This window comes from Rhizobium anhuiense bv. trifolii (assembly GCF_024346605.1).
Classification (GTDB): domain Bacteria; phylum Pseudomonadota; class Alphaproteobacteria; order Rhizobiales; family Rhizobiaceae; genus Rhizobium; species Rhizobium anhuiense.
Map to the genome: position 1 here is coordinate 161,674 of NZ_CP098803.1, position 26,738 is coordinate 188,411.

28 protein-coding genes are annotated in these 26,738 nt (G+C 61.7%); 19 read left to right on the forward strand and 9 right to left on the reverse strand.

The features are described from left to right. Positions 1-126 precede the first annotated feature (126 nt). Together NE851_RS09415 and NE851_RS09420 are read left to right on the forward strand one after the other, a co-directional pair. Entirely contained in the window at positions 127-783 is a 657-nt protein-coding gene (locus NE851_RS09415; RefSeq protein ID WP_047615800.1) for a GNAT family N-acetyltransferase, read from the forward strand. After that, positions 780-1,367 (forward strand): GNAT family N-acetyltransferase, encoded by a 588-nt coding sequence (locus NE851_RS09420; RefSeq protein ID WP_127431132.1) that lies wholly within the window; start codon positions 780-782, stop codon positions 1,365-1,367. Before NE851_RS09415 ends, NE851_RS09420 begins: the two co-directional genes overlap by 4 nt. 34 nt (positions 1,368-1,401) lie before the next feature. Here the strand turns inward: NE851_RS09420 and NE851_RS09425 are convergent, their stop codons facing one another. Continuing rightward, complete coding sequence (locus tag NE851_RS09425) at positions 1,402-2,268, reverse strand: endonuclease/exonuclease/phosphatase family protein (protein WP_047615803.1); 867 nt, start codon at positions 2,266-2,268, stop codon at positions 1,402-1,404. Between the two features lie 83 nt (positions 2,269-2,351). On the opposite strand from NE851_RS09425, the gene obgE reads away from it, so the two are divergent. The 7 genes from obgE to modC all read left to right on the forward strand — a co-directional run bounded on the left by obgE (position 2,352) and on the right by modC (position 9,946). Beyond that, entirely contained in the window at positions 2,352-3,452 is a 1,101-nt protein-coding gene (gene obgE, locus NE851_RS09430; RefSeq protein ID WP_028757230.1) for a GTPase ObgE, read from the forward strand. After that, positions 3,439-4,608: a glutamate 5-kinase gene (gene proB / locus NE851_RS09435; protein ID WP_047615805.1), complete on the forward strand. Its 1,170-nt coding sequence runs from the start codon at positions 3,439-3,441 to the stop codon at positions 4,606-4,608. Before obgE ends, proB begins: the two co-directional genes overlap by 14 nt. Then, the gene (locus tag NE851_RS09440) at positions 4,601-5,884 is read left to right on the forward strand and encodes a glutamate-5-semialdehyde dehydrogenase (RefSeq protein ID WP_254960039.1); all 1,284 of its coding nucleotides are present in this window, start codon (positions 4,601-4,603) and stop codon (positions 5,882-5,884) included. The genes proB and NE851_RS09440 overlap by 8 nt, the downstream gene beginning before the upstream one ends. After that, entirely contained in the window at positions 5,859-6,539 is a 681-nt protein-coding gene (locus NE851_RS09445; protein WP_254960041.1) for a nicotinate-nucleotide adenylyltransferase, read from the forward strand. Before NE851_RS09440 ends, NE851_RS09445 begins: the two co-directional genes overlap by 26 nt. Positions 6,540-7,036: 497 nt before the next feature. Beyond that, a complete protein-coding gene (gene modA / locus NE851_RS09450; protein WP_254960042.1) occupies positions 7,037-7,828 on the forward strand; it encodes a molybdate ABC transporter substrate-binding protein in 792 nt (263 codons plus the stop codon). A gap of 352 nt (positions 7,829-8,180) precedes the next feature. Further along, positions 8,181-8,882, forward strand: coding sequence for a molybdate ABC transporter permease subunit (gene modB / locus NE851_RS09455; protein WP_127431135.1), 702 nt, complete (start codon positions 8,181-8,183; stop codon positions 8,880-8,882). Next, positions 8,879-9,946: a molybdenum ABC transporter ATP-binding protein gene (gene modC, locus NE851_RS09460; RefSeq protein WP_047615815.1), complete on the forward strand. Its 1,068-nt coding sequence runs from the start codon at positions 8,879-8,881 to the stop codon at positions 9,944-9,946. Before modB ends, modC begins: the two co-directional genes overlap by 4 nt. On the opposite strand, the gene NE851_RS09465 is transcribed toward modC, so the two are convergent. Continuing rightward, a complete protein-coding gene (locus tag NE851_RS09465) occupies positions 9,947-10,324 on the reverse strand; it encodes a winged helix-turn-helix domain-containing protein (RefSeq protein WP_028759070.1) in 378 nt (125 codons plus the stop codon). Positions 10,325-10,533: 209 nt separating this feature from the next. Here NE851_RS09465 and rsfS point away from each other — a divergent pair, with 209 nt between their 5' ends. The 6 genes from rsfS to NE851_RS09495 all read left to right on the forward strand — a co-directional run bounded on the left by rsfS (position 10,534) and on the right by NE851_RS09495 (position 16,321). After that, the gene (gene rsfS / locus NE851_RS09470) at positions 10,534-10,977 is read left to right on the forward strand and encodes a ribosome silencing factor (RefSeq protein WP_032984631.1); all 444 of its coding nucleotides are present in this window, start codon (positions 10,534-10,536) and stop codon (positions 10,975-10,977) included. Positions 10,978-11,095: 118 nt separating this feature from the next. Beyond that, positions 11,096-11,578 carry a 23S rRNA (pseudouridine(1915)-N(3))-methyltransferase RlmH gene (gene rlmH / locus NE851_RS09475; RefSeq protein ID WP_063473856.1) on the forward strand — a complete coding sequence of 161 codons (483 nt, stop codon included), beginning with the start codon at positions 11,096-11,098 and terminating at the stop codon, positions 11,576-11,578. Between the two features lie 176 nt (positions 11,579-11,754). Beyond that, on the forward strand, positions 11,755-13,155 hold the full coding sequence (locus tag NE851_RS09480) for a murein hydrolase activator EnvC family protein (protein ID WP_063473857.1): 1,401 nt from the start codon (positions 11,755-11,757) through the stop codon (positions 13,153-13,155). Further along, positions 13,145-14,467, forward strand: coding sequence for a S41 family peptidase (locus NE851_RS09485; protein ID WP_028759099.1), 1,323 nt, complete (start codon positions 13,145-13,147; stop codon positions 14,465-14,467). The genes NE851_RS09480 and NE851_RS09485 overlap by 11 nt, the downstream gene beginning before the upstream one ends. Before the next feature lie 75 nt (positions 14,468-14,542). Beyond that, positions 14,543-15,736, forward strand: a complete 1,194-nt coding sequence (locus NE851_RS09490) for a divergent polysaccharide deacetylase family protein (RefSeq protein WP_063473858.1) — start codon at positions 14,543-14,545, stop codon at positions 15,734-15,736. Positions 15,737-15,787: 51 nt separating this feature from the next. Then, the gene (locus NE851_RS09495) at positions 15,788-16,321 is read left to right on the forward strand and encodes an RNA pyrophosphohydrolase (protein ID WP_047615822.1); all 534 of its coding nucleotides are present in this window, start codon (positions 15,788-15,790) and stop codon (positions 16,319-16,321) included. Positions 16,322-16,451: 130 nt separating this feature from the next. Here the strand turns inward: NE851_RS09495 and bfr are convergent, their stop codons facing one another. The 5 genes from bfr to NE851_RS09520 form a co-directional block, all read right to left on the reverse strand. Further along, positions 16,452-16,937, reverse strand: coding sequence for a bacterioferritin (bfr, locus tag NE851_RS09500; protein ID WP_047615824.1), 486 nt, complete (start codon positions 16,935-16,937; stop codon positions 16,452-16,454). Next, positions 16,903-17,301, reverse strand: coding sequence for a (2Fe-2S)-binding protein (locus NE851_RS09505; protein ID WP_080759938.1), 399 nt, complete (start codon positions 17,299-17,301; stop codon positions 16,903-16,905). Before NE851_RS09505 ends, bfr begins: the two co-directional genes overlap by 35 nt. 121 nt (positions 17,302-17,422) lie before the next feature. After that, positions 17,423-20,887: an error-prone DNA polymerase gene (locus NE851_RS09510; RefSeq protein WP_063473860.1), complete on the reverse strand. Its 3,465-nt coding sequence runs from the start codon at positions 20,885-20,887 to the stop codon at positions 17,423-17,425. Continuing rightward, positions 20,884-22,299: a Y-family DNA polymerase gene (locus NE851_RS09515; protein ID WP_244604839.1), complete on the reverse strand. Its 1,416-nt coding sequence runs from the start codon at positions 22,297-22,299 to the stop codon at positions 20,884-20,886. The genes NE851_RS09510 and NE851_RS09515 overlap by 4 nt, the downstream gene beginning before the upstream one ends. A 40-nt stretch (positions 22,300-22,339) precedes the next feature. Then, positions 22,340-23,284 (reverse strand): ImuA family protein, encoded by a 945-nt coding sequence (locus NE851_RS09520; RefSeq protein ID WP_063473861.1) that lies wholly within the window; start codon positions 23,282-23,284, stop codon positions 22,340-22,342. A gap of 161 nt (positions 23,285-23,445) precedes the next feature. Between NE851_RS09520 and NE851_RS09525 the strand changes: the two genes are divergently transcribed. Beyond that, positions 23,446-23,883, forward strand: a complete 438-nt coding sequence (locus tag NE851_RS09525; RefSeq protein WP_028759144.1) for a metallopeptidase family protein — start codon at positions 23,446-23,448, stop codon at positions 23,881-23,883. A gap of 22 nt (positions 23,884-23,905) precedes the next feature. Here NE851_RS09525 and NE851_RS09530 read toward each other — a convergent pair whose 3' ends face one another. Beyond that, positions 23,906-24,112, reverse strand: coding sequence for a DUF1737 domain-containing protein (locus tag NE851_RS09530; protein ID WP_063473862.1), 207 nt, complete (start codon positions 24,110-24,112; stop codon positions 23,906-23,908). Then, the gene (locus tag NE851_RS09535) at positions 24,112-25,026 is read right to left on the reverse strand and encodes an HpcH/HpaI aldolase/citrate lyase family protein (RefSeq protein ID WP_127431137.1); all 915 of its coding nucleotides are present in this window, start codon (positions 25,024-25,026) and stop codon (positions 24,112-24,114) included. The genes NE851_RS09530 and NE851_RS09535 overlap by 1 nt, the downstream gene beginning before the upstream one ends. Before the next feature lie 138 nt (positions 25,027-25,164). Between NE851_RS09535 and NE851_RS09540 the strand changes: the two genes are divergently transcribed. The 3 genes from NE851_RS09540 (at position 25,165) to leuD (ending at position 26,687) form a co-directional block, all read left to right on the forward strand. Then, positions 25,165-25,398 (forward strand): hypothetical protein, encoded by a 234-nt coding sequence (locus tag NE851_RS09540; protein WP_047615832.1) that lies wholly within the window; start codon positions 25,165-25,167, stop codon positions 25,396-25,398. Between the two features lie 126 nt (positions 25,399-25,524). Further along, positions 25,525-25,944 (forward strand): VOC family protein, encoded by a 420-nt coding sequence (locus NE851_RS09545; RefSeq protein ID WP_063473864.1) that lies wholly within the window; start codon positions 25,525-25,527, stop codon positions 25,942-25,944. 134 nt (positions 25,945-26,078) lie between these two features. Then, complete coding sequence (leuD, locus tag NE851_RS09550; protein WP_047615835.1) at positions 26,079-26,687, forward strand: 3-isopropylmalate dehydratase small subunit; 609 nt, start codon at positions 26,079-26,081, stop codon at positions 26,685-26,687. Positions 26,688-26,738 lie beyond the last annotated feature (51 nt).

The following is a 26,738-nucleotide window of genomic DNA, read 5'->3' on the forward strand; positions in this document are numbered from 1 at the left end:
GCCGGTAGCGCTCAAAAACAGCCGGCGTCTCATCGACCCGGCTGGCCGTATCAGGTTCAGTCTAGAAAACAGGGGAGATGGGGCGCCATCTCCCCTTTTTCTTTACCCCTCAAGGAGGACTGAACCATGCAAGGCGAATTGTTAAGGGCAGACCAATCACGGTCGCCCCGGGAAGACCAGCGGTCTTCCGAAGAACGGCTGAGGCCGGAGCGGTTAAGGACCGATTGCCCTGTCTTGTTATCGGAAAGGCTCGTCATGCGCGCGCCCCACGAAGAAGACATCGACGCCCTTGCCCATCTCGCCAACAACGCCAAAGTCGCCACCATGGTATCGCGTATGCCGCACCCATATACCGCCAATGATGCTGCTGACTTCGTGCGTCGCACGAAAAATGGCGAGATTGGCAAGTGCGTCTATGCGATCACCAAGGCCGAAAACGGCGCCTTTATCGGCTGCTGCGGCGTCGAGCCGCATGCCGACGGCAGAACCGTCGAGATCGGCTACTGGTTGGGCGAGCCCTATTGGAACAAGGGCTATACGACCGAGGCCTGCCATGCCCTGGTCGACATGGTGTTCAGAACCCGCCAGGACGTCGATCAGATCGATGCGCGCTGCCGGGTGATGAACGTCGCCTCGCGCCGCGTCATCCAGAAGTGCGGTTTCCAGTTCCAGGGATCGGGGCTCGCTGCCTCGCTGGCGCTCGGCAGCAACGTGCCGGTCGAATGGTACAGGCTCGACCGCAAGACCTGGATGTCCCTCCGAAGCTGGGGGAACATCGCATGAGCACGACCGCGCTGCAAAGGCCTGAGCTCAAGCCGATGATGCCCGGCCCCGCGCCGGTCATCTCGACCGCCAGGCTGACGCTCCGCCCGCACAGGCTGAGCGATGCGCCTGCGATCGCGGAATCGCTCTCCGATTTCGCGGTCACGCGCATGCTGTCCCGCGTACCCGCGCCGTTCGACCGGCAGGATGCGCTGGACTGGCTGATCCCGGTCACCTCGGGCACCTTGCCCGACTGGCCGTTGGCGATCACCGGTCAGGACGATGTCCATATCGGCAACGTCTCGATCGAGCTGCGCCACGGCCGCTGGCACCTCGGCTACTGGCTGAACCGCTACTACTGGCGGCGCGGCTATATGAGCGAGGCGGTGGCGGCGATCATCGAGCGCTTCTCGCGCCGCATGCCGGAGACGCCGATCCATTCCGGCGTCTTCGCCGACAACCCGGCCTCGCTGCGACTACAGGAGAAGCTCGGTTTCCGCATGACGGGTTGCGGCGAAATCTATTGTTTCGCCCGCAACACCATGGTGTCGCACATCGAAACCGTGCTGCAGCCGGGCATGCTGCAGCCGCGGAAGGTCGCATAACCGAAAAGGAGACGCCGCCCCGGCGGCGTCTCCCTCAATCCCCGATCTCAACCCATAGGGGAAAATGATCGGAGCCCTCGGATTGCGTATCGATCCGGGCGGATTTCAACCGGCCCTCAAGGCCGCAACTGACGAAGCAATAATCGAGATGCATGCGTTTGCCGTGATCTTCGGGATCCATCCAGCTGTAGCTCCCCGGCCGATAGGCCGAGAGCGCCGCAAAGGCGTCGATCGGCGTGCCGACCCTGGCGATACGGCCGTAATATCCGCCGCCGGCACCGGCAAGCGCGCAATATTCCGGCGATTCCGGCTCCATGTTGAAATCGCCCATGATGACGTAATCTTCCGGCAGCGGCGGCTCCGGCAGATCGAATTCGCCGCCTCCCGTCAGCGACCCGCCCTCCTGGACGAAGGCATTGATCTGCGCGTTCAGGAATTGCAGTTGGCGGATGCGCTCGTCGGCAGAGACATGGTCGAGATGGACGGAGTAGACGCGGAACGCGCCGCCGGGTGCTTTGATCACCGCCTCGGTTGCGCCGCGCTGCAGGTTGATCTTGCCAATCGTCCGGCTGCGCGGCAGAAGCAGCGTCCGGGTGGAGATAACAGGCCAGCGCGACAGCACCATGTTGCCGAACTGGAATCGCGTGCCGGGCACCGGCCGGAGCCCCTCTTTGGCTGCCTCGACATGCATATCGCAGGCTGGCCCATACACCCAGAAATAGTCGGGAAAGAAGGCGGCAACATCAGCCGCCATATCGGCAAAACCGTTGCGGGAGAAGCCGCGGGTCACCTCCTGCAGCGCGATGACATCGGCCCCCTCGAGGCTCCGGGCAATGCGCGGCAGATCGTATCTGCCATCGAGACCGAAGCCGTACTGTATGTTATAGCTCACGAAATTCACGATAATCTTTGACCTCCGTCGGAACCGCCTATATCGAATGGGCCAAGACGGCCGTCCAACTGCCACTGAATATTGGAAGTAAAATGAAATTTCTCGACGAAGCAAAGGTCTATATCAAGTCCGGAGACGGCGGCGGCGGCAGCGTTTCCTTCCGGCGCGAGAAATTCATCGAGTTCGGCGGCCCGGATGGCGGTGATGGCGGACGCGGCGGCGACGTCTGGGTCGAGGCTGTCAACGGACTGAACACTCTGATCGATTTCCGCTATCAGCAGCATTTCAAGGCGACGATCGGCACCCATGGCATGGGTAGGAACCGCACCGGCGCCAATGGAAGCGACGTGACGCTCAAGGTTCCCGTAGGCACCCAGATCTTCGAGGAAGACCGGGAAACGCTGATCTGCGATCTCACCGTCGAAGGCCAGCGTTTCTGCCTCGCCCATGGCGGCAATGGCGGCTTCGGCAACGCCCATTTTAAGACCTCGACCAATCAGGCGCCGGATTGGGCCAATCCCGGCCTGCCCGGCGAGGAAAAGACCCTCTGGCTGCGGCTGAAACTGATTGCCGATGCCGGCCTCGTCGGCCTGCCCAATGCCGGCAAGTCGACGTTCCTGGCTGCCGTCACCCGCGCCCGTCCGAAGATCGCCAACTACCCCTTCACCACGCTGCATCCCAACCTCGGTGTTGCCACCATCGACGAGCGGGAATTCATCCTCGCCGACATTCCGGGCCTGATCGAAGGCGCCCATGAAGGTGTCGGCATCGGCGACCGTTTCCTCGGCCATGTCGAGCGCACCCGCGTGCTGCTCCACCTCGTCTCCGCCCAGGAGGAAAAGGTCGGCAAGGCATACAAGACGGTCAAGCACGAGCTCGAAGCCTATGGAAACGAGCTGACGGATAAGGCTGAGATCGTGGCGCTGTCGCAGATCGACCTGCTCGACGATGCCGAATTGAAGAAGAAGACCAAGGAATTGGCCAAGGCCTGCGGCAAGACGCCCTTCCAGATTTCGGCCGTCACCGGCAAGGGCATGACCGAGGTCCTGCGCGCCCTGCGCGACATCATCGTCGAGGCCAATACCGAGGAGAAGCCGGCCAAGGTGCCGAAGCTTCGCCATCGCGACATGGTCGTCTCCGATGAGGACAAGGGCGAGGTTCAGGGCGAGGACGAGGCCGATGACCAGCCGTAAGCCGCTCGGCCGCTACCGCCGTATCGTCATCAAGATCGGATCTGCGCTGCTGGTCGATCGCAGGGCCGGGCTGAAGAAGGCCTGGCTCGACGCCATGTGCGCCGATATCGCCGGCCTGAAGGCCAAGGGCATCGATGTGCTCGTCGTCTCCTCGGGCGCGATCGCGCTCGGCCGCTCGGTGCTCGACCTGCCCTCGGGCGCGCTGAAGCTGGAAGAAAGCCAGGCCGCCGCCGCCGTCGGCCAGATCGCGCTGGCGCGTGCCTGGTCGGAAAGCCTGTCGCACGACGAGATCGTCGCCGGCCAGATCCTGCTGACGCTCGGAGATACCGAGGAACGCCGCCGCTATCTCAATGCCCGCGCCACCATCAATCAGCTTTTGAAAATCGGCGCCGTGCCGATCATCAACGAGAACGATACCGTTGCCACCAGCGAAATCCGCTACGGCGACAACGACCGCCTCGCCGCCCGCGTCGCGACCATGACCGGCGCCGACCTGCTCATTCTTCTCTCCGATATTGACGGCCTCTATACCGCGCCGCCGCATCTCGATCCGAACGCAACGTTCCTGGAGACGATTGCCGCGATCACGCCGGAGATCGAGGCAATGGCCGGGGGTGCGGCCTCCGAGCTTTCGCGTGGCGGCATGCGCACCAAGATCGATGCCGGCAAGATTGCCACCACATCGGGCTGCGCCATGATCATCGCGTCGGGCAAGACCGACAGCCCGCTGTCGGCAATCGAAAACGGCGCGCGTTCCTCCTGGTTCGCGCCGTCTGGCACGCCTGTCACCGCCCGCAAGACCTGGATTGCCGGGCAGTTGCAGCCGGCCGGCGAACTGCATGTCGATGACGGCGCCGTCGTTGCACTCGGGGCCGGCAAGAGCTTGCTTCCGGCCGGCGTGCGCAGCGTTTCCGGCCTCTTCAGCCGCGGTGATACGGTGGCGATCATCGGCCCGGCGGGCCGCGAGATCGGCCGCGGTCTTGTCAGCTACGATGCCGACGACGCCCGCCGGATCGCCGGCCGCAAATCGGCGGAAATCGCCGCCATCCTCGGTTATGCCGGGCGCGCCGCCATGGTCCATCGCGACGACATGGTCATGACCGCCCAGATCGGTTCGAAATCGGAAAGGCAGAAGAAGGACGCGAGCTATGCTTGATACCGTGGCGCCAGGCCCTGACATTGACGTGCTGATGAACGACATCGGCCGCAAGGCGAGGGCTGCCGCACTACCGCTGAGCTTTGCGTCCACCGAGGTGAAGAACAGGGCGCTGAACGCCATGGCCGATGCGATCCTGGCGAACAAGGCGCATATTCTTGCCGAGAACGCCAAGGACCTGAAGGATATCGAAGGCACCGAAATGCTTGCCTCCTTCGTCGACCGGCTGACGCTGAACGACAAGCGTGTGGCCGAAATGGCCGAGGGCATCCGCGCCATTGCCGCGCTTGCCGATCCGGTCGGCGAAGTCATCGCCGCCTGGGACCGGCCGAACGGGTTGAAGATCGAGCGCGTCCGCACGCCGCTCGGCGTCATCGGCGTCATCTTCGAAAGCCGGCCGAACGTCACGGCGGACGCCGGCGCCCTCTGCCTCAAGGCGGGCAATGCCGTCATCCTGCGTTGCGGCTCGGATTCGCGCCGCTCATCGCAGGCTATCCATGTCTGCCTGGTTGAAGGCCTGAAGGCGGCAGGACTTCCAGAGCATGCTATCCAGCTCGTTCCGGTCGCCGACCGCGTTGCCGTCGGCGCCATGCTGCGCGGCCTGGAGGGCGCGATCGACGTCATCGTGCCGCGCGGCGGCAAGAGCCTGGTCGCCCGCGTGCAGAACGAGGCCCGCGTGCCGGTTTTTGCCCATCTCGAAGGCCTTTGCCATATCTATGTCGATGCCTCGGCCGATATCGAAATGGCGAAGAAGATCGTCGTCAACGCCAAGATGCGCCGCACCGGTATCTGCGGCGCGGCCGAAACCCTGCTCGTCGATGGCGCCGCGATCGGCACGCATCTGACGCCGCTGCTCGAGGTTCTCGCGCAGGCCGGCTGCGAGATCCGCGCTTCGGCAACGGTGCTGAAGGTCGCACCCGGCATGAAGCCCGCGACCGAGGAGGATTGGTCGACCGAATATCTCGACGCGATCATTTCGGTTGCCGTCGTCGACGGCATATCGGGCGCCATCGCCCATATCCAGACCTATTCCTCGAACCATACCGAGGCCGTCATCGCCGAGGACCCTGACGTCGTCGCGCGTTTCTTCACCGAAGTCGATTCAGCAATCCTGCTACACAATGCCTCGACGCAATTTGCCGATGGCGGCGAGTTCGGCATGGGTGCGGAAATCGGCATTGCCACCGGCAAGATGCATGCCCGCGGTCCTGTCGGCGTCGAACAGCTCACCTCGTTCAAATATCGGGTGCATGGTGCCGGACAGACGCGGCCCTGAGGTGACGACCGAGCCAGACGTGACGATTGAGAATGTGGACCGGCACTATCTCCGCATGCCGCACAGCGAGCGCGGCATGGTCGTCGGTCTGTTTGGCGGTTCGTTCAATCCGCCGCATCAGGGCCACGCGCTGGTCGCCGAGATCGCCCTCAAGCGGCTTGGCCTCGACCAGCTCTGGTGGATGGTCACCCCGGGCAATCCGCTGAAGAGCCGCAACCAGCTCGCCCCGCTTGCCGAGCGTATTGCCGAAAGCGAGCGTGTCGCCGCCGACCCCCGCGTCAAGGTGACGGCCTTCGAACAGACGCTCGGCGTCAGCTACACTGCCAACACGCTTGCCCGCGTCAAGGCCCGCAATCCGCATGTGCATTTCATCTGGATCATGGGCGCCGACAGCCTGCAGACCTTTCACAAATGGCAGAAATGGCAGGAGATTGCCCGCACCTTCCCGATCGCGGTGATCGACCGGCCAGGTGCGACGCTCTCCTTCCTCTCCTCGAAAATGGCCAGGACCTTCGATTTCGCCCGGGTCGACGAGGATGATGCCCGTCTTCTCTGGAAGAAGCGTGCGCCGGCCTGGACCTTCATCCACGGGCCGCGCTCCGGCCTGAGCTCGACGGCAATCCGCAACGGCTCGTCGCCCGGCGACGCGCTTTAGTTTGATTTCCAAGGATGTCCCGAAAACGAGAAAGCCCGACGGGGGAGGAGATCCGTCGGGCTTATAAACTCGATCGACAACTGGGAGGAGGAGTGTTGTCGATCCTACCGAACGGCTATGGGAGGAGGAGAAGCCGTTTCGATGAGTGTGTTGTACCATATTTCGCAGGAAGATGAATATCGATTGTTGCATTGCAGCAATGCGTCACTTGCAATCCTGTGCAGCCTTATGGCTTTGGCATTGCCGTTTTTCTTGGCAGAAATCGACGGAGCATACTCTACCGCCGGGAATCGTTGCGGTCTGCCAACTGTCGTTTGGATATTTCCGCCCCTTTGGATCTCATGCTGCGGTTCGAGCCATGCACTTCAACAATGCCAAAACCATTGGGCGTTGCGAACACGCAGGCCCGATATGGTTATATTTTTCTGGATATATCCCTAGCCAAAGCACCCCACCCGTTATATTCGTCGCAATATTTCGAAACCTGGGGAGACATCATGCAGAACCGCCGCCGATGGATGAAACAGGCAACCGCCGCGATCGCAGCCCTCTGGCTTGGCGCGGCAGCGCTTCCGGCGCCTGCTGCCGCAGCCGAAAAGCTCACCGTCTTTGCGGCCGCCAGCCTCAAGGATGCGCTCGACGCCGCCAACGCCGCCTGGGCCAAGGAAAGCGGCAAGGAAACCGTCGCCTCCTATGCGGCGAGCGGAGCCCTGGCCAAGCAGATCGAAAACGCGGCTCCTGCCGATGTCTTCATCTCGGCCGATCTCGACTGGATGGATTACGTCGCCAAGAAAAACCTGATCAAGGCCGATACCCGCTCCAATCTGCTCGGCAACCGCATCGTGCTCGTTGCCGAAAAGGCCAAGGCAAAACCGGTCGAGATCAAGCAGGGCTTCGATCTTGCAGGACTGCTGGGTGACGGCAAGCTGGCCATGGGTGAGCCGAAATCGGTTCCGGCCGGCAAATATGGCATGGCCGCGCTCGAAAAGCTCGGCGTCTGGAAATCGGTCGAAAGCAAGGTCGCCGGCACCGAAAGCGTGCGCGCCGCCCTTGCCCTCGTCTCCCGCGGCGAAGCGCCTTATGGCATCGTCTACCAGACGGATGCCGCAGCCGATAAGGGTGTCGCCGTCGTCGGCACCTTCCCGGCCGATTCCCACCCGCCGATCATCTATCCGATCGCAATCCTTGCCGAGAGCAAGAGCCCGGATGCAGCAGCCTATCTCGACTTCCTGAAATCCGACACGGCCGCCGTCTTCTTCGCCGCGCAGGGTTTCACGATTCTGAAATAGTCGACCAATTAGTGTTTCGTGATGCTTGTCTTGTACCCCAAGCATTTGCATCAAACGATAAGTAGCTGAGGCTGTCTTGTTCGTGCCGTGGGATTGCCCTCACCCAAACCCGCTCGCGGGCGAGGGACGTGGCAAACGCCGCGTTGAGGTTGAGGAAGACGGTGCGACAGGGTCCCTTCGCCCCGCGAGCGGGGGGTTTGAAGGACGGGTCGAGACCCGTGGCTTGACCCCGGTCGGTGCCGGCAGGCGGATGAGGGGCAGGCGTCGGATGACGCCATGTAAAGAACGAGCATTGTCAACAAACTGAGGCTCGCCCCGGCGTGCCCCCAGACTTCCAGGGAGACAGCTGCATTTGGACATGTTGGGGTTGAGCAATGAGGAATGGACGGCGATCCTGCTCAGCCTGCGCGTCTCGATCGTCGCCATGCTGGCAAGCCTGCCCTTCGGCATCCTCGTCGCCCTGCTGCTTGCCCGCGGCCGCTTCTGGGGCAAGTCGGTGCTGAATGGCGTCGTTCACCTGCCGCTGGTCCTGCCCCCGGTCGTCACCGGATTCCTTCTGCTCATTCTGTTCGGCCGCCGCGGTCCGGTCGGCAGCCTGCTCGACCAGTATTTCGGCATCGTTCTCTCCTTCCGCTGGACGGGTGCGGCCTTGGCCTGCGCCATCATGGCCTTTCCGCTGATGGTGCGCAGCATCCGCCTGTCGATCGAGGCGGTCGACCGCAAGCTGGAGGAGGCCGCCGGAACGCTCGGCGCCGGACCTGTCTGGGTCTTCTTGACGATCACCCTGCCGCTGACCCTGCCCGGCATCATCGCCGGCATGATCCTGTCTTTTGCCAAGGCAATGGGCGAATTCGGCGCGACGATCACCTTCGTCTCCAACATTCCCGGCGAAACCCAGACGCTGTCGGCGGCGATCTACACTTTTACCCAGGTTCCGGGCGGCGATGCCGGCGCACTCCGCCTGACGCTCGTTGCCGTCGTCATTTCCATGGCCGCTTTGCTCGCCTCCGAATTCCTCGCCCGTCTCGCCGGCCGGAGGATCGATCCGGAATGACGCTGATCGTCGAGGCAAAACAGAAGCTTGGCGCCTTTTCGCTCGATGCCGCCTTCACCTCCGAGCGTGGCGTCACCGCGCTGTTCGGCCGTTCCGGTTCCGGCAAGACCGCGATGATCCGCATCATCGCCGGCCTCGCGCGCCCGGACGCAGGCCGCGTTGCCCTTGACGGCGAGGCCCTGACCGACACCGCAACCGGCATCTTCATCCCGAAACATCGCCGCCGTTTCGGTTATGTCTTCCAGGAGGCGCGGCTTTTCCCGCATCTCAGCGTTCGCGCCAATCTCTCCTACGGCCGCTGGTTCGCGGCGAGAACGGCAGGCAGTGAGAGCTTCGATCGCATCGTCGACCTGCTCGGCATCGAGACGCTGCTGGCGCGCAGCCCCGCGAAACTCTCCGGCGGCGAGAAGCAACGCGTCGCCATCGGCCGCGCGCTTCTCTCCTCGCCCCGCCTGCTGCTGATGGACGAGCCGCTCGCCGCCCTCGACGAGGCGCGCAAGGCTGAGATTCTGCCTTATCTGGAACGTTTGCGCGACGAGACCGACATCCCGATCGTCTATGTCAGCCATTCGATCGCAGAGGTGGCGCGGCTGGCAAACCATGTCGTCGTCATGCGCGACGGCAAGGTGGAAGCGACCGGTTCCGCCATCGACATATTGAGCCGTCCGTCAACCTCCGCCGATCGGCGCGAGGCGGGCGCGCTACTCGAAGGCACCGTGGAAAGCTTCGATCCGCTTCACCGCCTGTCGACCGTCGCGCTGAAATCCTGCCGGCTCCATATTCCGGGTGCGGCCCTTGCGCCCGGCAAATCGGTCCGCATCCGCATTCCCTCCCGCGATGTCATGTTGGCGACCGCAAAGCCGGAGGGGCTCAGCGCGCTGAATATCCTGGAAGCAAGGATAGAGCAGATATCGCCGGCCGAGGACGGAACGGTGGAAATCCGGCTCGATTGCGGCGGCGATATCATTCTTTCCCGGATCACGACGCTCTCCTGCGAGCGCCTCGATCTTCGGCCGGGAAGGGCGGTCTTCGCCGTCATCAAGACGGTTGCCCTGGAGGCCTGATCAGCCGCGCTTGCCCTGTTGCAGATTGCGCTTGCCTTCGAGCCAGGCGAGATCGTCGGCAAGGCTGGTGCGCACCGTCTTTTCCATCCGGCGGAAACGCTCGAGCAGTTCCTCGCCGAACGGCGTCAGCACCGCGCCGCCGCCCCTTTGCCCGCCGCGCTGCGATTCCACCACCTGTTCAGAGAACATCCGGTTCATCTCGCTGACGAGCAGCCATGCCCGGCGATAGGACATGTCCATCGCCCGCCCCGCCGCCGAGATCGAACCGGTCGAGCGGATGTGCTCCAGGAGCTCCATCTTTCCGCGACCGAGGCGATCCTGGTCCGGGAAGCTGATTCGCAGGACGGGAACGAGTGTTTTTGCGGCTGAGTCGGTCATTGAATCCAGAGATCGCGGAATTTTCGGCACTTTACGCTGCGGTATGGAAACTGTACACCGCCCGCCGGAAGCAGCCCGCGTGGCAATATTCTTCAATTCGGACGTTAGATCGGATTTTCGGCCGTTCCGTACCTTAGCATGTCTTGAAACATTAATGGTTTGATGCCTATCTTAACCATGATCCGGTCTCGATCGGATCTGTGTTGTGCATAGTTTGTCATTCCAGGAAAGGGAAAGCACTGACAACAGTACACGCCAAGGGAAAAACGCTCGCCGTTATCCCGAAGAGTGCGGAACGTGGCGCCGATGCCGCCGCCCGTGCCCTAGAAACCGTCCTCGCCAGCCTTGAGGACTCCAAAGCTGAAGATATCGTCACCATCGACATTGCCGGAAAATCGGCGCTGGGAGACTACATGATCGTCGTCTCCGGCCGCTCGAACAGGCATGTCATGGCGATCTCGGATCATCTGCTGACCGACCTTAAGGACGACGGCCTCGGTACGGCCCGCGTCGAAGGTCAGGAAGGCGGGGATTGGGTCCTGATCGACACGGGTGACATTATCGTGCATGTGTTCCGTCCCGAAATCCGCGAGTTCTACAACATCGAAAAGATGTGGGCGGCTCCGGATATGGATGAAGAAACACGGCACTGACAGGCAGGCCGGCATTCTGTCCGGCGCCTGAGACGTGGCATTGGCTGGCCGGAAAATATCACAAGCCGGCCGGTGGCGCAGTGTGCGCCCGATGTGCCGCATGAGCGGGAGCGGATGAATGCGAATAGGTCTTTTTGCGGTGGGACGGCTGAAGTCCGGCCCCGAAAAGGATCTTGTGGCCCGCTATCTCGACCGTTTTGCCAAGGCCGGCCCTGCCGTCGGCCTCGAATTTACCCGTGTTGCCGAAGTGGCCGAAAGCCGTGCCTCCAATGCGGAAACCCGCAAGCGTGAAGAGGCGGCGATGCTTTTGAAATCGCTTGCCGATGGCAGCATTCTCATTCTTCTCGATGAACGCGGCAAGGCGCTCGACAGTGAAGCCTTCGCAAATCTGCTCGGCTCCTATCGCGATCAGGGCAAACGCGAACTGACCATCGCGATCGGCGGCGCCGACGGCCTCGATCCCTCCCTGTACGATCGTGCCGACGCCACGCTGTGTCTTGGCAAGATGACCTGGCCGCACCAGCTGGTGCGCACGCTGATCGCCGAACAGCTCTACCGCGCCGTTACCATCCTGTCCGGCCACCCCTATCACCGCGTCTGATGCCGCGGCGGCCCAATGCGTCGCCCAGCGCGTCGTAATGTCACGCAGCCGTGTTTGCTTGGACACTCGCTGTCCGTCGAACGTTCTGGCAAAGCGCGCCAAATCAGCTTAGTCTTCGCGCGATTTGAGAAAGTGCCCCAACACGCATGACGAGAGCATCCACCAGGCGACACCGCATGATCCTGCCGGCTATCGCGGCCGGTGTCGGTGTGGCGGTGATTGTCGTGTCGGCAAATCCGTTCATCGTCCGGGCGCAGGAAGCCGCCCCCGAAGCGGCACAATCCGCACCGCAGCCGGCAGCCGAGCCGCCACCGCCCGATCCCGCCGCCGAACTTGCCGCCAAGCGTGATCAGACCCGAGCCGAACTCGAAACCCTGTCGAAGACCATCAGTCTCTCCACCGACAAGGTGAGCGCGCTTCGCCGGAGCATTGCCGATCTGGAAAAGAGCACGGAGAGCATCCGCCAGGCGCTGATCGATTCCGCCGCACGCCGCAAGGCGCTTGAAAGGCAGATCCTCGAAAGCGAGAAGAAGCTTGCCGGTCTCGGCGTCAAGGAGGATGGCATCCGCCGTTCCCTGCATGAGCGCCGCGGCCTTCTGGCCGAGGTGCTGGCAGCACTCCAGCGCATGGGCCGCAACCCGCCGCCCGCTTTGCTCGTCACCCCCGATGACGCGCTCGCATCGGTGCGGAGCGCCATTCTGCTCGGCGCGGTCGTGCCCGGCATCCGCAAGGAGACCGACAAACTTGCCGCAGACCTCGCAAACCTCGCCGCATTGCAAACCGCAAGCGCCGCCGAAAAGGCCTCGCTGACCGCGACGATGACGGATGGCATCGAGGAGGAGCGGCGCATGGACCTGCTGCTTGCCGAAAACGACAAGCTCAGCCGCAACAATGCCGCCGAACTCGCAGCCGAGAGAAGACGCTCCGAAGAGCTGGCGGGCAAGGCGACGAGCCTTGAAGGCCTTGTCGCCTCGATGGAATCCGAGATCGCTTCGGTGCGGGACGCTGCCGCCGCCGCCCGCCAGGCGGAGGAGAACCGCAGGCTTATGACGGACGAGCAGCGCGCTCAGGCCAGGGCGCTCGCCGACAGCGGCGTGCCTGATAAAAACCGCATTGCGCCCGCATATCCCTTCGGAGAATTGAAGGCGAAATTGGAGGTGCCCGTTGCGGGCGATATCCTGCGCCAGTTCGGCGATGCCGACGGCACCGGACACGAGGCCATGGGAATGACGGTCGCCACCAATCCGGAGACGGTGGTGACGGCGCCTGCGGATGGCCTGGTGGTTTTCGCCGGCGCGTTCCGCAGTTACGGCCAGATGATTATCCTCGACGTGGGCGATGGATATCACCTGGTTCTCTCGGGAATGGATACGATCAATACCCGTCAGGGAAAGTTCGTTTTCTCCGGCGAGCCGCTTGCCGTGATGGGCGCAAAAAGAGTGGCAAGCGCAACTGCATTGGCGCTGGAAACGGACCGGCCAACGCTTTACATTGAATTTCGAAAGGACGGTAAACCGGTCGATTCCCGGCCGTGGTGGACCTCCAAAGACACTGGAAAGGCACGCAATGATTCGTAGGGCTTCTCTTGTTCTGGTCGGCGCATTGATGGGTGCGACCGCAATGAGCGTCATTTACTCGGCGGGTGTGCCGGCAGAAGCGGCCGGATCCTCTACATACAAGGAACTTTCGGTTTTCGGCGATGTCTTCGAGCGCGTGCGTGCGCAATACGTGACGCCGCCGGCCGAAGACAAGCTGATCGAGAACGCCATCAACGGCATGCTCTCCTCTCTCGATCCGCATTCGAGCTACATGAATGCGAAGGACGCCGAGGACATGCGCACCCAGACCAAGGGTGAGTTCGGCGGTCTCGGCATCGAAGTCACGATGGAAGACGAACTCGTCAAGGTCATCACCCCCATCGATGATACGCCCGCCGCCAAGGCCGGTGTTCTCGCCGGTGACTATATCTCCGAGATCGACGGCCAGTCCGTGCGCGGCCTGAAGCTGGAGGACGCCGTCGAGAAGATGCGCGGCGCCGTCAACACGCCGATCAAGCTAACGCTGATCCGCAAGGGCGCCGATAAGCCGATCGAACTGACGATCGTCCGTGACGTCGTCGCCGTCCAGGCAGTCAAGTCGCGTGTCGAGGACGATGTCGGTTATCTCCGCATCATCTCCTTCACCGAGAAGACCTATCCCGACATGGAAAAGGCGATCAAGAAGATCAAGGACACCGTTCCGGCTGACAAGCTGAAGGGTTATGTTCTCGACCTGCGCCTCAATCCGGGCGGCCTGCTCGACCAGGCGATCAACGTCTCCGATGCCCTGCTGCAGCGCGGCGAGGTCGTTTCGACCCGCGGCCGCAATCCGGATGAAACCCGCCGCTTCAATGCCGGCCCGGGCGACCTGACGGATGGCAAGCCGGTGATCGTGCTGATCAATGGCGGTTCGGCTTCCGCATCGGAAATCGTCGCCGGCGCTCTTCAGGATCTGCGCCGTGCCACCATTCTCGGCACGCGCTCTTTCGGCAAGGGCTCCGTCCAGACGATCATCCCGCTCGGCGAAAACGGCGCGCTGCGCCTGACCACGGCGCTCTATTACACGCCGTCGGGCCGCTCGATCCAGGGTACCGGCATCACGCCCGACATCAAGGTCGAGGAGCCGCTGCCGGAGGAACTGCAGGGCAAGATGGTGACCGAAGGCGAATCCAGCCTGCGCGGCCACATCAAGGGCCAGAGCGAGACGGATGAAGGTTCGGGCTCCGTTGCTTACGTCCCGCCGGACCCGAAGGACGACGTTCAGCTGAACTACGCGCTCGACCTGCTGCGCGGCAAGAAGACCGATCCGGCCTTCCCGCCGAACCCGGACAAGGCCGTCGTCGCCAAGTAATCGATCATCTCAAGGCCGGGCACCTCGCCCGGCCTTCCCTTTCTGCTGTTTCCCGGTTTTGGAGCGGGCGAAAAATTGGGAACGGACCTGCATGCGCCTTTGGGCCGCAACCGCAAAACCGGCAGCCGGCGCCCGGGTGTTCTGCGCCTGGGCCGCATCGCCGCCAGTCTCTGCCTTTTCGCGATAGGCGGCTTTTCGCTCTATACGGCATTTCGCGGCGATGGGCTCGAACGCAGCAAACCGCCTGCGGCCGAGCAGCCAGCAACGCCGCCTTCCCAGCCTCGGCCACCAACGTCAGCCGCCAACCAGGCGGCTGACGGCATGCCGCGCGCCGAGCCGCGCTCGGGCGCCAATGTCGAGCAGATGGTCACCGGTGACGGCTCCGTCGTCACCAAATACAGCCCGCGCCCGCGTGACGGCAGCGGGCCGGTGCTGGTCGATGCCATGCAGATCGGCCAGGATCCGCGCATGGCAGCTCAGCCGAATGAAGCATTGCTCGAAGAAACCCCCTTGGGCAGGCTTCCGATCGTCGGTCCGGATGGCCGGCGGCCGATGGATCAATATGCCCGTCCTTCGTCCGGCGCGCGCGGCGTCCGCATCGCCATCGTCGTCAGCGGTCTCGGGCTCAGCCAGACCGGAACGCAGCGCGCCATAGCGGACCTGCCGGAAGAGATCACCTTCGCTTTCGCCGCGAGCGGCAACAGTCTGCAGCGCTGGATGCAGGAAGCCCGCCGCGGCGGCCACGAGATCCTGTTGCAGGTACCGCTCGAACCATTTGATTATCCGGCGAATGATCCGGGTCCTGAAACCCTGCTGACCACGAAGCCGGCCGCCCGCAACATCGAGAACCTGCACAAGGCGATGGGCGAGATCACCAATTATACCGGCGTCATGAATTATCTCGGCGGCCGTTTCTTGTCGGATCCCGCCGCCATGGAACCCGTGATGCGCGATATCGGCAAACGCGGCCTGCTGTTCCTCGACGACGGCACTTCGGCACAATCAAAGACGGCGACGGTGGCCAAGGGAACCGAACTGCCTTATGCTTTTGCCGATCTGCAGCTCGACGGCCAGCTCGATATCAACGCCATCCTGAAGAAGCTCGACGAGCTCGAGCGCATCGCCCGCAAGAACGGTCAGGCGATCGGCGTCGCATCGGCTTTCGATGAGAGCGTTGACGCCATCGCCAAATGGAGCGAGGGGGCCGCGATGCGCGGCATCGAGATCGTCGGCGTCGCCGCCCTTTCCAACGACCCCCGGAATCCTTGATAAGAATCCTTGATAAGGATCCCTGAGAAGAATCCCCTAACGGAGAAAAAGATGAGCCAGGCGACTGTGAAAGCCGAGGATCTGCCCTACCGCCCCTGCGTCGGCGTGATGATCTTGAACCGCCAGGGTCTCGTCTGGGCCGGGCGGCGCATCCCCGACGGCAATTCCGAATATGACGGCTCGCCGCAGCTCTGGCAGATGCCTCAGGGCGGCATCGACAAGGGCGAGGATCCATTGGACGCCGCCTACCGCGAGCTCTACGAGGAGACCGGCATGAAGACGGTGACCCTGCTCGCCGAAGCGCGAGACTGGATCAACTACGATCTGCCGCCGGCACTGATCGGCATCGGGCTGAAAGGAAAATTCCGCGGTCAGACGCAGCGCTGGTTCGCCTTCCGCTTCGACGGCGACGACAGCGAGATCGCCATCAACCCGCCGCCGGGCGGCCACGAGCCGGAATTCGATGCCTGGGAGTGGAAGCCGATGCAGCAGCTGCCGGGGTTGATCGTCCCCTTCAAGCGCGCCGTCTACGACCAGGTCGTGGCCGAATTCCAGCATCTGACGACGCTGCAATCGGAAGATTGATTGAGCAGGAAGACCGCTTCGGTTTGCGCTCGGCAAACGGGAGCAAGGTCCACGACAATGCCAGATGAAGAATATCGGGCCAGGTGAAGAATATCGGCCGCCGATGGGGCGGCCGATATCGGCAGGGGCCTTATTCAGCCTCGTCGGCGGAGTCGGCGTTGAGCTGGCCGTATTTGCTCTCGCCGATTTTCTCGAGCAGATCGATCTGTGTTTCGAGGAAGTCGATATGACCTTCCTCGTCCGCCAGCAGCTCTTCGAAAAGCTTCATGGAGACGTAGTCGCCGGCCTCATGACAGATATCGCGCGACTTCTTGTAAGCCGTGCGGGCGTCATATTCGCCGGCAAGATCGGCTTCCAGCACTTCCTTGACGTTCTGGCCGATGCGCAGAGGTGCAAGGGTCTGCAGGTTGGGATGGCCTTCGAGGAAGATGATGCGCGCAACAAGCCGGTCGGCATGATGCATCTCTTCGATGGATTCGGCGCGCTCCTTCTTGGCGAGCTTGGTGTAGCCCCAGTCCTCAAGAAGACGATAGTGAACCCAATATTGGTTGACCGCACCGAGTTCGAGGAACAACGCCTCGTTAAGCCGCTCGATGACCTTTTTGTCGCCTTTCAATGTCCGCTCTCCTGTTTTCCTCATGGAATTGTTTCAAGCGGGACATGAAATCAAATATTTCGGTCTCCGTCGAGTGGCGACGGGCGTGATATTCCTCGGTCGTCTGGATAATGATGTCGACGACGTTGGGAAAACAGCCGCAGCAGCGGCCGCGTTTTTCCATGGCGTGGTAGACCTTCGCAGGCACGATAAGCTGCCAACAGTCTTCATCGAGAAGGTTGGTGATAACCTCCCGGATTTCCTTATCGGTTATATAATTGCAGCTGCAGACGAGCACGTCTTCATTCCAAACATGACACTGACTATCGTGTTTTCTGCTAAAGAAGATGGTGGCTGTCAAGAAAAAATTCGAGCCCCGCATCATTGAATAACAGCGTCCGGATGAGACCCCATGCATATCGTCTAAAATTATGCAGAGGTTTCAGGATGATGACGCCACAAGGCCGATGAAGACGCGCCGCATGCCCTGATCGGGTGACGCTATTTTAATGGAAGTTGCGTCCGCGCGGCATCACTTCAGCCGTTGCCGCCGCGCCCGCATGGCGGTCTGTTGCAACCATGCGTTTTTCCAGCTCCACCCTCTCTTGCGCATGCGCAAGCTTTTTCTGCCGCGGATCGCCCCCCGGTCTCAGCACTTCGTCTGCTCGTTCGCAGGCGCCGAAACGCCGGGCCTCGCGGTGCAGGATCCCGAGCGCCGGCGTCATATCCTCGATATGCTCGACAACGGTATGGATCACTCCGCTCTGGCTTTGCAGCCTGCCGCGGATTTTCACCAGCCGAGCACCCATCACGACCGATCGGTATTTATCGAACATTTTCGGCCAGACGATCGCATTGGCCACACCGGTTTCGTCTTCCAGCGTCATGAAGATCACACCTTTGGCCGAACCCGGTCGCTGGCGCACCAGCACGAGGCCGGCGATCGTCACCCGCTTTCCGCTGGCGATCTTCAACAGATCGACATTGCGCGTGATGCCCGTCCTTTGAAACTCCTCCCGCAGGAAAGAGACCGGATGCGCCTTCAGCGACAACGAGAGATAACGATAGTCCTCGATGACCTGTTCTCCCGGCAGCATGTCCGGCAGCTTCGCCATAGGTTCGATCTGGAGGTCGATATGACGGGCCTGCTCGAAAAGCGGTAGTTCCTCGGCTGCGCTCTTCACATCCAGCGCCCGCACCGCCCAGAGCGCTTCGCGCCGCGACAGATCGATCGACCGGAATGCATCGGCATCCGCCAGCCGCTCGATGACGGATTTTTGCAGACCGGACCGCAGCCAGAGATCGCGCACCGAACTGTAACCTTCGCCTCGATTGCCGACCAGTCGTTCCATATCGTCTATCGAGAGGCCTTTGATCTGGCGAAAACCCAGTCGCATCGCATGCCGGGTCTTGATGATCGTGCGCATCTTCTCATGCCGGAAATCGACGGCATTCCGATCGAAGACAGCTTCTTCCAGTCCGCAATCCCAGTCCGATTCATTGATATCGACCGGCAGGATCCTTACCCCGTGCTCGCGTGCATCCCGCACCAGCTGCGCCGGCGCATAAAACCCCATCGGCTGGGAGTTCAGCATCGCCGCGCAGAAGACATCGGGATAATAGGCCTTGAGCCAAGAGGAGGCATAGACGAGCAGCGCGAAGGAGGCGGCGTGGCTTTCGGGGAAGCCGTATTCGCCGAAGCCTTTGATCTGGTTGAAACACTGCTGCGCGAATTCCTGGGCATAGCCCTTTGAGACCATTCCCTCGATGAACCGCTTTTCGAAATTGCCGATCGTCCCGGTTCTCTTGAATGTCGCCATCGCTCTGCGAAGCTTGTCGGCTTCCGCCGGTCTGAAGCCTGCGGCGGTAATGGCGATCTGCATGGCCTGTTCCTGGAACAAGGGCACGCCGAGGGTTCTTTCCAGAACCGTTTCCAGCTCCTTGCTCGGATATTCGATCGGAATGTTCTTGGCCTGCTGCTCCCGGCGCTTCAGATAGGGATGCACCATATCGCCCTGGATCGGTCCTGGCCGCACGATCGCCACCTCGATGACGAGGTCGTAGAATAGCTTCGGCTTCAGACGCGGCAGCATGCTCATCTGCGCCCGGCTTTCGATCTGGAAGACGCCGAGCGTATCGGCCCGGCCCATCATCTCGTAAACCGGCTCGCCTTCGTCCCCATGCTCCTTGTTGCCGAGGTCTGCGAGCGTCTTCTTCACGTCGTAATGCAGTTCAAGCAGCGAGAAGGCCTTCCGCAGGCAGGTCAGCATGCCAAGCGCCAGCACATCCACCTTGAGGATCTTGACATTGTCGAGGTCGTCCTTGTCCCACTCGATCATGTAGCGATCCGGCATCGCCGTCTTCATGATCGGCACCACCTCGTCGAGACGGTCCCGCGTGATGACGAAGCCGCCAACATGCTGGGTGAGGTGGCGGGGGAAACCGAGAAGCTCGGACGCATATTTCAGCACGTTCTGCGTCACCGGATCCTTGATGTCGAGGCCGGCCGCCTTGGCATCCCGTTCGGAGAGATTGTCCTCCGACCAGCCCCAGACGAGGCTGCTGATCGCCGACTGAACATCCTCCGAGAGCCCAAAGGCCTTGGCGACCTCACGGCCGGCCGAACGGGTCCGATAGGTGGTCACCCCCGCCGTCAGTCCGGCATGTTCTATGCCGTATCTCTTGTAGATGAACTGGATGACCTCTTCGCGCCGGTCATGCTCGAAATCGACATCGATATCCGGCGGTTCGTCACGATCCATCGAAATGAAGCGGTCGAAGAGCAGCGTGCTCTTCTGCGGATCGACTTCCGTTATCTCAAGACAATAGCAGATGACCGAGTTTGCCGCCGATCCGCGCCCCTGGCACAAGACCTTAAGTTCATAGCGGGCGTGCTGGATGATCTTGTGAACCGTCAGGAAGTAGGAGGCATATTGCTTATCCCCAATGAGTTTCAGTTCATAATCGATCTGTTGCGCCACCTTGGGCGGGATACCGTCGGGATAACGCCTTGCGGCGCCCGCTCTCGTCAGTCTTTCCAGGGTCTCCTGCGGCGTTTCGCCCGGATCGTTTTCAGGCGGATAATTGTGCTCCAGTTCCTTCAGCGAAAAGCTCAGCTTGCCGAAAAAGGTCTGCGTATTTTCGATCGCATCAGGATAGTCCCGGAAGATCCGGGCCATTTCACGTGAATCCTTGAGGTAACGTTCGGCATTCGGCGCCAGCAGGAATCCGGCTTGTGGTATCTGCACATGCTCCCGGATCGCGATCACGACATCCGAAAGCGGCCGGCGTTCAGGATGGTGGTAAATCGGCTGGTTGGTGGCAATCAGCGGCACGCGGTTTCGGGCAGCCAGCATCGAAAGCACCGCAAAGACCTGCCTCTCGCGGCCGTCATAGGCTGGCGCCAGCGCCATGAAAAAGGCCTTGCGGAATCGCCTGCGAAGCCGCTCCAGATAATCGTCCAGCGTCGACTGCCCCGCCTGATGATCGACAAGGCTGCGGTCGGGAACGAGGGCGAGCATCATCTCGTCCCCCCATTCCGCAAGCTCCGCTTCCGTCAGGATGCAGCTTCCCTTGACCGCTTCTTCCTTCAGATTGCCGGCGCTGAGAAGGCGGCAGAGGTTTGCCCAGCCTCGCCGGTTTTGTGGATAGGCAAGGATATCAGGCGTTCCGTCGGAAAAGACGAGACGCGCGCCCGGTTGAACCCGGATAGGATCGAGAATGACCTCTGTTTTTCCCTTCTTCTTCGCCTCAGCCAGAATCTCATCCCTGTTCTTGTATCTCTCCTCAAGCTGCTCCGCCTGGGCATGCGCTCGCACAACGCCGGCAACCGAATTGCGGTCCGCAATCCCGAGACCGCCGAGCTTCAAATAAGCGGCCTGCACAACCATCTCTTCCGGACCGGAGGCGCCTTCGAGAAACGAGAAATTCGTTCTCGTGCCGACCTCGAAGAATGCCCGTGCGGTTGTCATGCGAACACGCCGTGCATGAACCAGCGAGGGTCAAGCTCCTGACCATAAAAACCACGACGATAGATCCAGAAGCGATGCCCGGTCTCATCCTCAATGCGGAAATAGTCACGCGCCTCGGCCTCATCCCCATCGATCCACCACTCCATGGCAATCCGTTCCGGCCCTTCGCTTCTTGCCACCTGATGCTGCATGCGCCGCCAGCGGAAGATCTGCGGCGGACCATCGGGCACTTCGGCCATCATGATCTCGACCGGCTCCGGCGTTGCAAAGAGCCGCAACGGGCGCTCTTCGCGGAAAGGAAGTTGGATGTCCCGCGCTACCTTCCGCCTGGGAAGACTCTCCATTACAGGAACCGTAATGACGGCGCGTTCCGGCACATGACTCTCGCGAAGCTGGAAGCTTTGCAGGCAATCCGCACCAAGCCGGGCCGACACCCGGTCGACGAAAACAGAAAGCGAGATCTCTCCCTGACGATCGCCCTCGAAATCCTCCTGCGCTTCGTTGAAGGAATCGTGCCGCAACACATTCAACCGCAGGATCTCGAAACCATAGCCGGCATCGAGATCATCATAGACCGCCTGCAATCGCTCGGAAAAAAGCCCGGCAATGAGCTTTGGTTCGCGCAGCGGCTGCGAAGCGCCGACGGAGATACGAAAGACCCTGCCGTCGACGCGGAACAGGACCAGTTCGAACACCCGCCCGCCAGCCCCTCGCGCCTCCAGCGACGGCTGCAGCGACATGGCGACCTGCCTGGTGACGGCAAGGATCTGCTCTTCCGTCCCGATGGGCTCCATCAGCCGGCTTTCGGCCGAGAGGCTGGCGACAGGACGCCGGGGAGAGACCGGCTCTTCTTCATGCCCCAGCGCCTGGTCGAGACGCAGAAGCAGCTCCGGCCCGAACCGGCGGGTTAGCGGCGCTCGCGGCGCATCGATGACATCGCCGATATATTTCAGGCCGAGCTTCTTCAGAGCATCGACGGTTTGTCCTTCCAGCCGCAAGGCTGTAACCGGCAAGGACACCAGCACATGTTCCGCCTCTTCGTCCTCGATCACGCCACTCTGCCCGAAGCGGGACACCGCCCAGGAAAGGCCGGGCGATGATGAAATCGCGCCCCGTGCATCGAACCCCATATGAAAAAGCCGCGACAGCACATCCCGAAGAAGCGCCTTTTCACCGCCGAACAGATGGGCGCAGCCGCTAATGTCGAGAAACAGACCGTCCTTGCCGTCGAATGCCACCAGCGGCGTATAACGGTCGCACCAGTCGGCAATTGCCTCCAGCAGCCGGCGGTCGGCCGCCGGATCCTCTTCCGCGACCTCGAGCATTGGATACATGGCGCGCGCTTCGGCAACGCCCAAATCCTTCCTCAACCCCAGCCTCTCGGCCAACTCGTCCAGTGCCGTCAGCCGAATGGCATTGTTGAGCTTGCCGGAACAGACGATAGGCGGCGTCTCAGGACGCCCTTTCGAACGCCAGGAGAGCCCCCATCGTTTGCGGGCGATGCGGTCCGTTGGCAGATGCGGGAAGCTGAGCGCCAGAATGCGCTGACTGTTGGCCTGGAGGACGAACGAGGTTTGGTTCGGCGACAGGGAGAAATTCGCGTTCATGGGGATTCCACTCCAGAAGAAAGGAGAGCGGAGCCGGATTGCGGCTCTTCTCCAGCGTGAGACGGAAAATCGGATTGCCGATGCTGCCGGAAAGCCTCGATCCGTCCGGCAACGGCCGTAGACCGGCCGGGGCCGGTTCGACATGCAGACGGAAAGCCGCACTGCTTGCCTCCTCCGCTCCGGCCTGGCGCACGAGAAAGAGTGGATGGCGGGCAGCCCGCGCCCGAAGACTGAGCCTGCGGCTTTCGGTCAGCCCGAAATGGGCGGGATTGCCTCGCACTTCGAAGATGACGGCCGAGAAGGCAGCGCTTTCCACCGCCGCCTCCACCAGCCAGAGCGCCTCGTCCAGCTTGCGTGGCGCGGCGTGGAGAAACCGCTCCGGGCTCAGTCCGAAATCCCGAAGTCCGGGGGCATAGGGACGGCCGGCCTCCAGCGTGCCGATTGCATCGCCGATCCAGAGCAACGGCAGAAACCTGCCGGCATCCGCTTCCTGTTTCTGCAGCCGTGCGGCAACAGCCATAGCCAGCCCGCTTGCCGCACCGGCATCGCGAGACAGAGCCGAGCGGAATTCGGTGATCGCATCGAGCGGCAGGCCGCCTTCCAGTGCCCCATCGAGGAACTCTATTCCAAACGGCAGGGGCGGCAGAGTGCGCTCCTGGCGGGCCTTGCGTCCTTCCGCCACGGCTTCCCGTTCCGCCGCGGCAAGCGCCGGCGCGGGCTTTCCCTCCAGTCTGGCGATGGTTTCGCGGAGCGCAAAAAGCCGCTCGCGCGCCAGGGCGTGCTGCGCCATGGCGTTCTCCAATCCGTCTTGTTCCTGTTATGTTCTTATAGATTCCAGAGAGCTAATGAAGAGTCAACGGCCATTCTCTATGAATTTATTCCTGCCTTTGATTCCGCACTCGAAAATCGGCGATAAAGGTTCTATATGGGCCCGCAAAGGAAGGAATATTCATGGCCCGCAGAGACCAGAGCGATGATTGGCGGGACCGCCATGCGCCGACGATCAGCACCTTCGAGTCGCTGGCAATGGAGGCCTACAGCCATCTGCCGGATGAATTCCGCCAGCTGACGACCAACCTCACGATCGAGATCGAGGATTTCCCCGATGACGACGTTTTCGAGGACATGGCGCTGGAAACCCCTTTCGACCTGCTCGGCCTTTTCGAGGGCAGGGGCATTTCCGAACGTTTCACGGTGGAAACCGGCGAGATGCCGAACCGCATCCGCCTCTACCGCCGCCCCATCCTCGATTACTGGGCTGAGAACGATGAGACGCTCGGCGATATCATCACCCATGTCCTGATCCACGAGATCGGCCATCATTTCGGGCTGAGCGACGATGACATGGAGCGGATCGAGGCCAGCGCCGAGGAAGCCGCCGAGCGCTAAACCGCGCGTTCGGCAGAACGCGCTACTGCTCGGAGAGCTTCATCTCAGGATCGTAATCCTTGCTTTCGACATGTTTGACGACGGCCTGGCCGCACTGCATCGCGCCGGTTGCGGCATTGAAGGCATAGGTCGGCGAGCCCTCCAGCGACCAGCCCTTGTTGAGGGCGGCGGTAACCTTGTGGCAGAAGGAAGCATCGTCGGGACCGGTCAGGAAGCGGTAGAGTTTCATCACATCGTCTTTCGTGCTGCAGCCTGGCGGGCTGCGATCAGGCGGGCTTTATGAACCAGACTTTCCGCCTGGACAAGATGCAGCCGCTCGATCATCCGACCGCCTGCATTGATGACGTTCAGCCCCTCGGAAGCGGGATCGGCAAAGGCTGATATGATCGCCTCCGCTTCCGCAATCGCGGCCGAATCCGGGCCGAAATGGCGATTGGCGGGCTCGATCTGCGCGGGATGGATCAGCATCTTGCCGGTAAAGCCCATGGCCCGGCCCTGCTGACATTCGGCATCGAAACCCTGCTCGTCCCTGAAATCGTTGAAGACGCTGTCGATCGCATCGAGCCCGTAGGCGCTGACCGCAAGGACGACCTGCATCAGCCACGGCACGAGATAGCTCCGTCCCGGCTGCGGCAGCACGTCGGTTTCCTTGCGCAGGTCGTTGAGCCCGACGACGAGACAATCGAGCCGCGAGCCCGGCGTGCGCCCGGCCTCGGCGATATCAGCCGCATTCAGGATGCCGCGCGGCGTCTCGATCATCGCCCAGATGCGCAGATCTTCGGGCGCATCCGCCTCGGAGAGAAGGTCGCTGATATCAGTGACATCCTGCGGCTCGTCGACCTTCGGCAGCAGAACGGCATCGGGACCAAGCGCCGTCACCAGCTTCAGATCGGCCAGGCCGAAATTGGACGACAGGCTGTTGATACGGATGATCCGCTCCTTGCCTTGGAGCGGCCGATCCGAAAAAAAGCGCCTCAGGTTTTCCCGCGCTTCCGCCTTCTTTTCCGGCGCCACCGAATCCTCGAGATCGAAGATCACTGCATCGCAATCGACCGCATGGGTCTTTTCGAGGGCGCGGGGGTTGATGGCAGGCACGCTCAGCACCGAACGGCGCAGGCGAGGGGTCACGGGGTTTCGGCTCATGGCGAATTAGTGCCAAGCTTTGACAGCCGAAGCAAGCAACCTGCCCCAGAACATCCAGCAGAACAACAAAAAGCCATGCTTGCCTTGCAGAGAGGAAAGAGAAGGACCACATTCCTTTCCGAAGAAAGGTCTCTAACCATGCAGAACATTCGCTCCATCTTCCTCATGCTTGCCGGCGCCACCGTTTTCGTGGCCATGCTGCTTCTCACCTTTTCGGTGACGCTTGCTGTCGGCGGCATCCTGACCGTACTCATGGTCGGGCGCGCGCTGTCGATGAAGATGAAGCCCGCTCCGATCCGTGCCAAGGCAAACAACGGTAAGCCGGAGATGCGGGTGTGGAACGACGGCCGCGGCACGATCATCGATCTCTGATCACCTTTTCACTGAAGATTTCGTTCGCTGAAAAATTTCGGCCGACACTGTCGGATCACGCTTCCATGCTGCGTCCTTGAAGCAGCCAGGCATTCAGCCGGCGCTAAAAACGAATGGAGGACAAGCATGGATGCGACAGAGAGCAACCCGACCAAGATGCCGCCGGTCAAGAATGGCCTGCTGCCCTATCTGACGGTCAATGGCGCGGTGAAAGCTGCGGAATTCTACACGAAGGCTTTCGGCGCCGAAGAGGCCTATCGCGTGCCGGTCGACGAAAACGGCAGAACGATGCATGTGCATCTCTACATCAACGGCAGCTCCCTCATGCTGTCGGATGCCTATCCCGAATACGGCCATCCCTTCAAAGGCCACGAAGGCTTCGCCATCCAGCTGGTTATCGACGATATCGATTTCTGGTGGGATCGCGCGGTTGCGGCCGGCGCCGAAGTCGTCATGCCGGTCGAACTGATGTTCTGGGGCGACCGCTACGGCCAGCTTCGTGATCCGTTCGGCGTCCTCTGGGGGTTGAACGCACCGTCCAAATAAGGGGACCGGCGCAATCGGCAGGCCGCGCGAAACGTCGCGTGGCCGCCATCTGTGAAAGATTCTCCTTCATTTCGACGAAAAACTGGACTAGATGCAAATTCAGAAAGTAGATTTGCTGAAATGGAGCATGGATCATGGATAAATTCGTGAAGCTCACGGGCGTTGCAGCGCCGCTGCCGGTCGTCAACATCGACACCGACATGATCATTCCGAAGGATTATCTGAAGACGATCAAGCGCACCGGCCTCGGCACCGGCCTCTTCGCCGAAGCCCGCTACAATGAGGACGGCTCGGAAAACCCGGATTTCGTGCTCAACAAGCCGGCCTATCGCGATGCCAAGATCCTCGTTGCCGGCGACAATTTCGGCTGCGGCTCCTCGCGCGAGCACGCGCCCTGGGCGCTTCTCGATTTCGGCATCCGCTGCGTGATCTCGACCAGCTTCGCCGACATTTTCTACAACAACTGCTTCAAGAACGGCATTCTGCCGATCAAGGTCAGCCAGGACGATCTCGACAAGCTGATGGACGACGCCTCGCGCGGCTCCAACGCCATCCTGACCGTCGACCTCGAGAGCCTCGAGATCACCGGCCCCGATGGCGGTTCGATCAAGTTCGATCTCGACGAGTTCAAGCGCCACTGCCTGCTGAACGGCCTCGACGATATCGGCCTGACGCTCGAAAAGGGCAAGGCGATCGACAGTTTCGAAAAGAAGAACGCCGCTTCGCACCCTTGGGCGGCCTGAGCACAATCCAATAATTGCCGATCAAGCCGGGCTTTCGCCCGGCTTTTTCTT

Excerpts from the sequence above, each read along its gene's own strand:
- NE851_RS09505 (WP_080759938.1), bottom strand. The coding sequence starts at position 17,301 with ATGATGCGGGGCTCGAATTTTTTCTTGACAGCCACCATCTTCTTTAGC.
- NE851_RS09540 (WP_047615832.1), top strand. The coding sequence starts at position 25,165 with ATGCAGAACATTCGCTCCATCTTCCTCATGCTTGCCGGCGCCACCGTT.
- NE851_RS09420 (WP_127431132.1), top strand. The coding sequence starts at position 780 with ATGAGCACGACCGCGCTGCAAAGGCCTGAGCTCAAGCCGATGATGCCC.
- NE851_RS09525 (WP_028759144.1), top strand. The coding sequence starts at position 23,446 with ATGGCCCGCAGAGACCAGAGCGATGATTGGCGGGACCGCCATGCGCCG.
- NE851_RS09545 (WP_063473864.1), top strand. The coding sequence starts at position 25,525 with ATGGATGCGACAGAGAGCAACCCGACCAAGATGCCGCCGGTCAAGAAT.
- NE851_RS09495 (WP_047615822.1), top strand. The coding sequence starts at position 15,788 with ATGAGCCAGGCGACTGTGAAAGCCGAGGATCTGCCCTACCGCCCCTGC.
- NE851_RS09480 (WP_063473857.1), top strand. The coding sequence starts at position 11,755 with ATGATCCTGCCGGCTATCGCGGCCGGTGTCGGTGTGGCGGTGATTGTC.
- NE851_RS09530 (WP_063473862.1), bottom strand. The coding sequence starts at position 24,112 with ATGAAACTCTACCGCTTCCTGACCGGTCCCGACGATGCTTCCTTCTGC.
- NE851_RS09440 (WP_254960039.1), top strand. The coding sequence starts at position 4,601 with ATGCTTGATACCGTGGCGCCAGGCCCTGACATTGACGTGCTGATGAAC.
- rlmH (WP_063473856.1), top strand. The coding sequence starts at position 11,096 with ATGCGAATAGGTCTTTTTGCGGTGGGACGGCTGAAGTCCGGCCCCGAA.
- NE851_RS09510 (WP_063473860.1), bottom strand. The coding sequence starts at position 20,887 with ATGACAACCGCACGGGCATTCTTCGAGGTCGGCACGAGAACGAATTTC.
- NE851_RS09520 (WP_063473861.1), bottom strand. The coding sequence starts at position 23,284 with ATGGCGCAGCACGCCCTGGCGCGCGAGCGGCTTTTTGCGCTCCGCGAA.
- obgE (WP_028757230.1), top strand. The coding sequence starts at position 2,352 with ATGAAATTTCTCGACGAAGCAAAGGTCTATATCAAGTCCGGAGACGGC.
- NE851_RS09445 (WP_254960041.1), top strand. The coding sequence starts at position 5,859 with ATGGTGCCGGACAGACGCGGCCCTGAGGTGACGACCGAGCCAGACGTG.
- NE851_RS09415 (WP_047615800.1), top strand. The coding sequence starts at position 127 with ATGCAAGGCGAATTGTTAAGGGCAGACCAATCACGGTCGCCCCGGGAA.
- NE851_RS09465 (WP_028759070.1), bottom strand. The coding sequence starts at position 10,324 with ATGACCGACTCAGCCGCAAAAACACTCGTTCCCGTCCTGCGAATCAGC.
- proB (WP_047615805.1), top strand. The coding sequence starts at position 3,439 with ATGACCAGCCGTAAGCCGCTCGGCCGCTACCGCCGTATCGTCATCAAG.
- NE851_RS09485 (WP_028759099.1), top strand. The coding sequence starts at position 13,145 with ATGATTCGTAGGGCTTCTCTTGTTCTGGTCGGCGCATTGATGGGTGCG.
- modC (WP_047615815.1), top strand. The coding sequence starts at position 8,879 with ATGACGCTGATCGTCGAGGCAAAACAGAAGCTTGGCGCCTTTTCGCTC.
- NE851_RS09535 (WP_127431137.1), bottom strand. The coding sequence starts at position 25,026 with ATGAGCCGAAACCCCGTGACCCCTCGCCTGCGCCGTTCGGTGCTGAGC.
- modA (WP_254960042.1), top strand. The coding sequence starts at position 7,037 with ATGCAGAACCGCCGCCGATGGATGAAACAGGCAACCGCCGCGATCGCA.
- leuD (WP_047615835.1), top strand. The coding sequence starts at position 26,079 with ATGGATAAATTCGTGAAGCTCACGGGCGTTGCAGCGCCGCTGCCGGTC.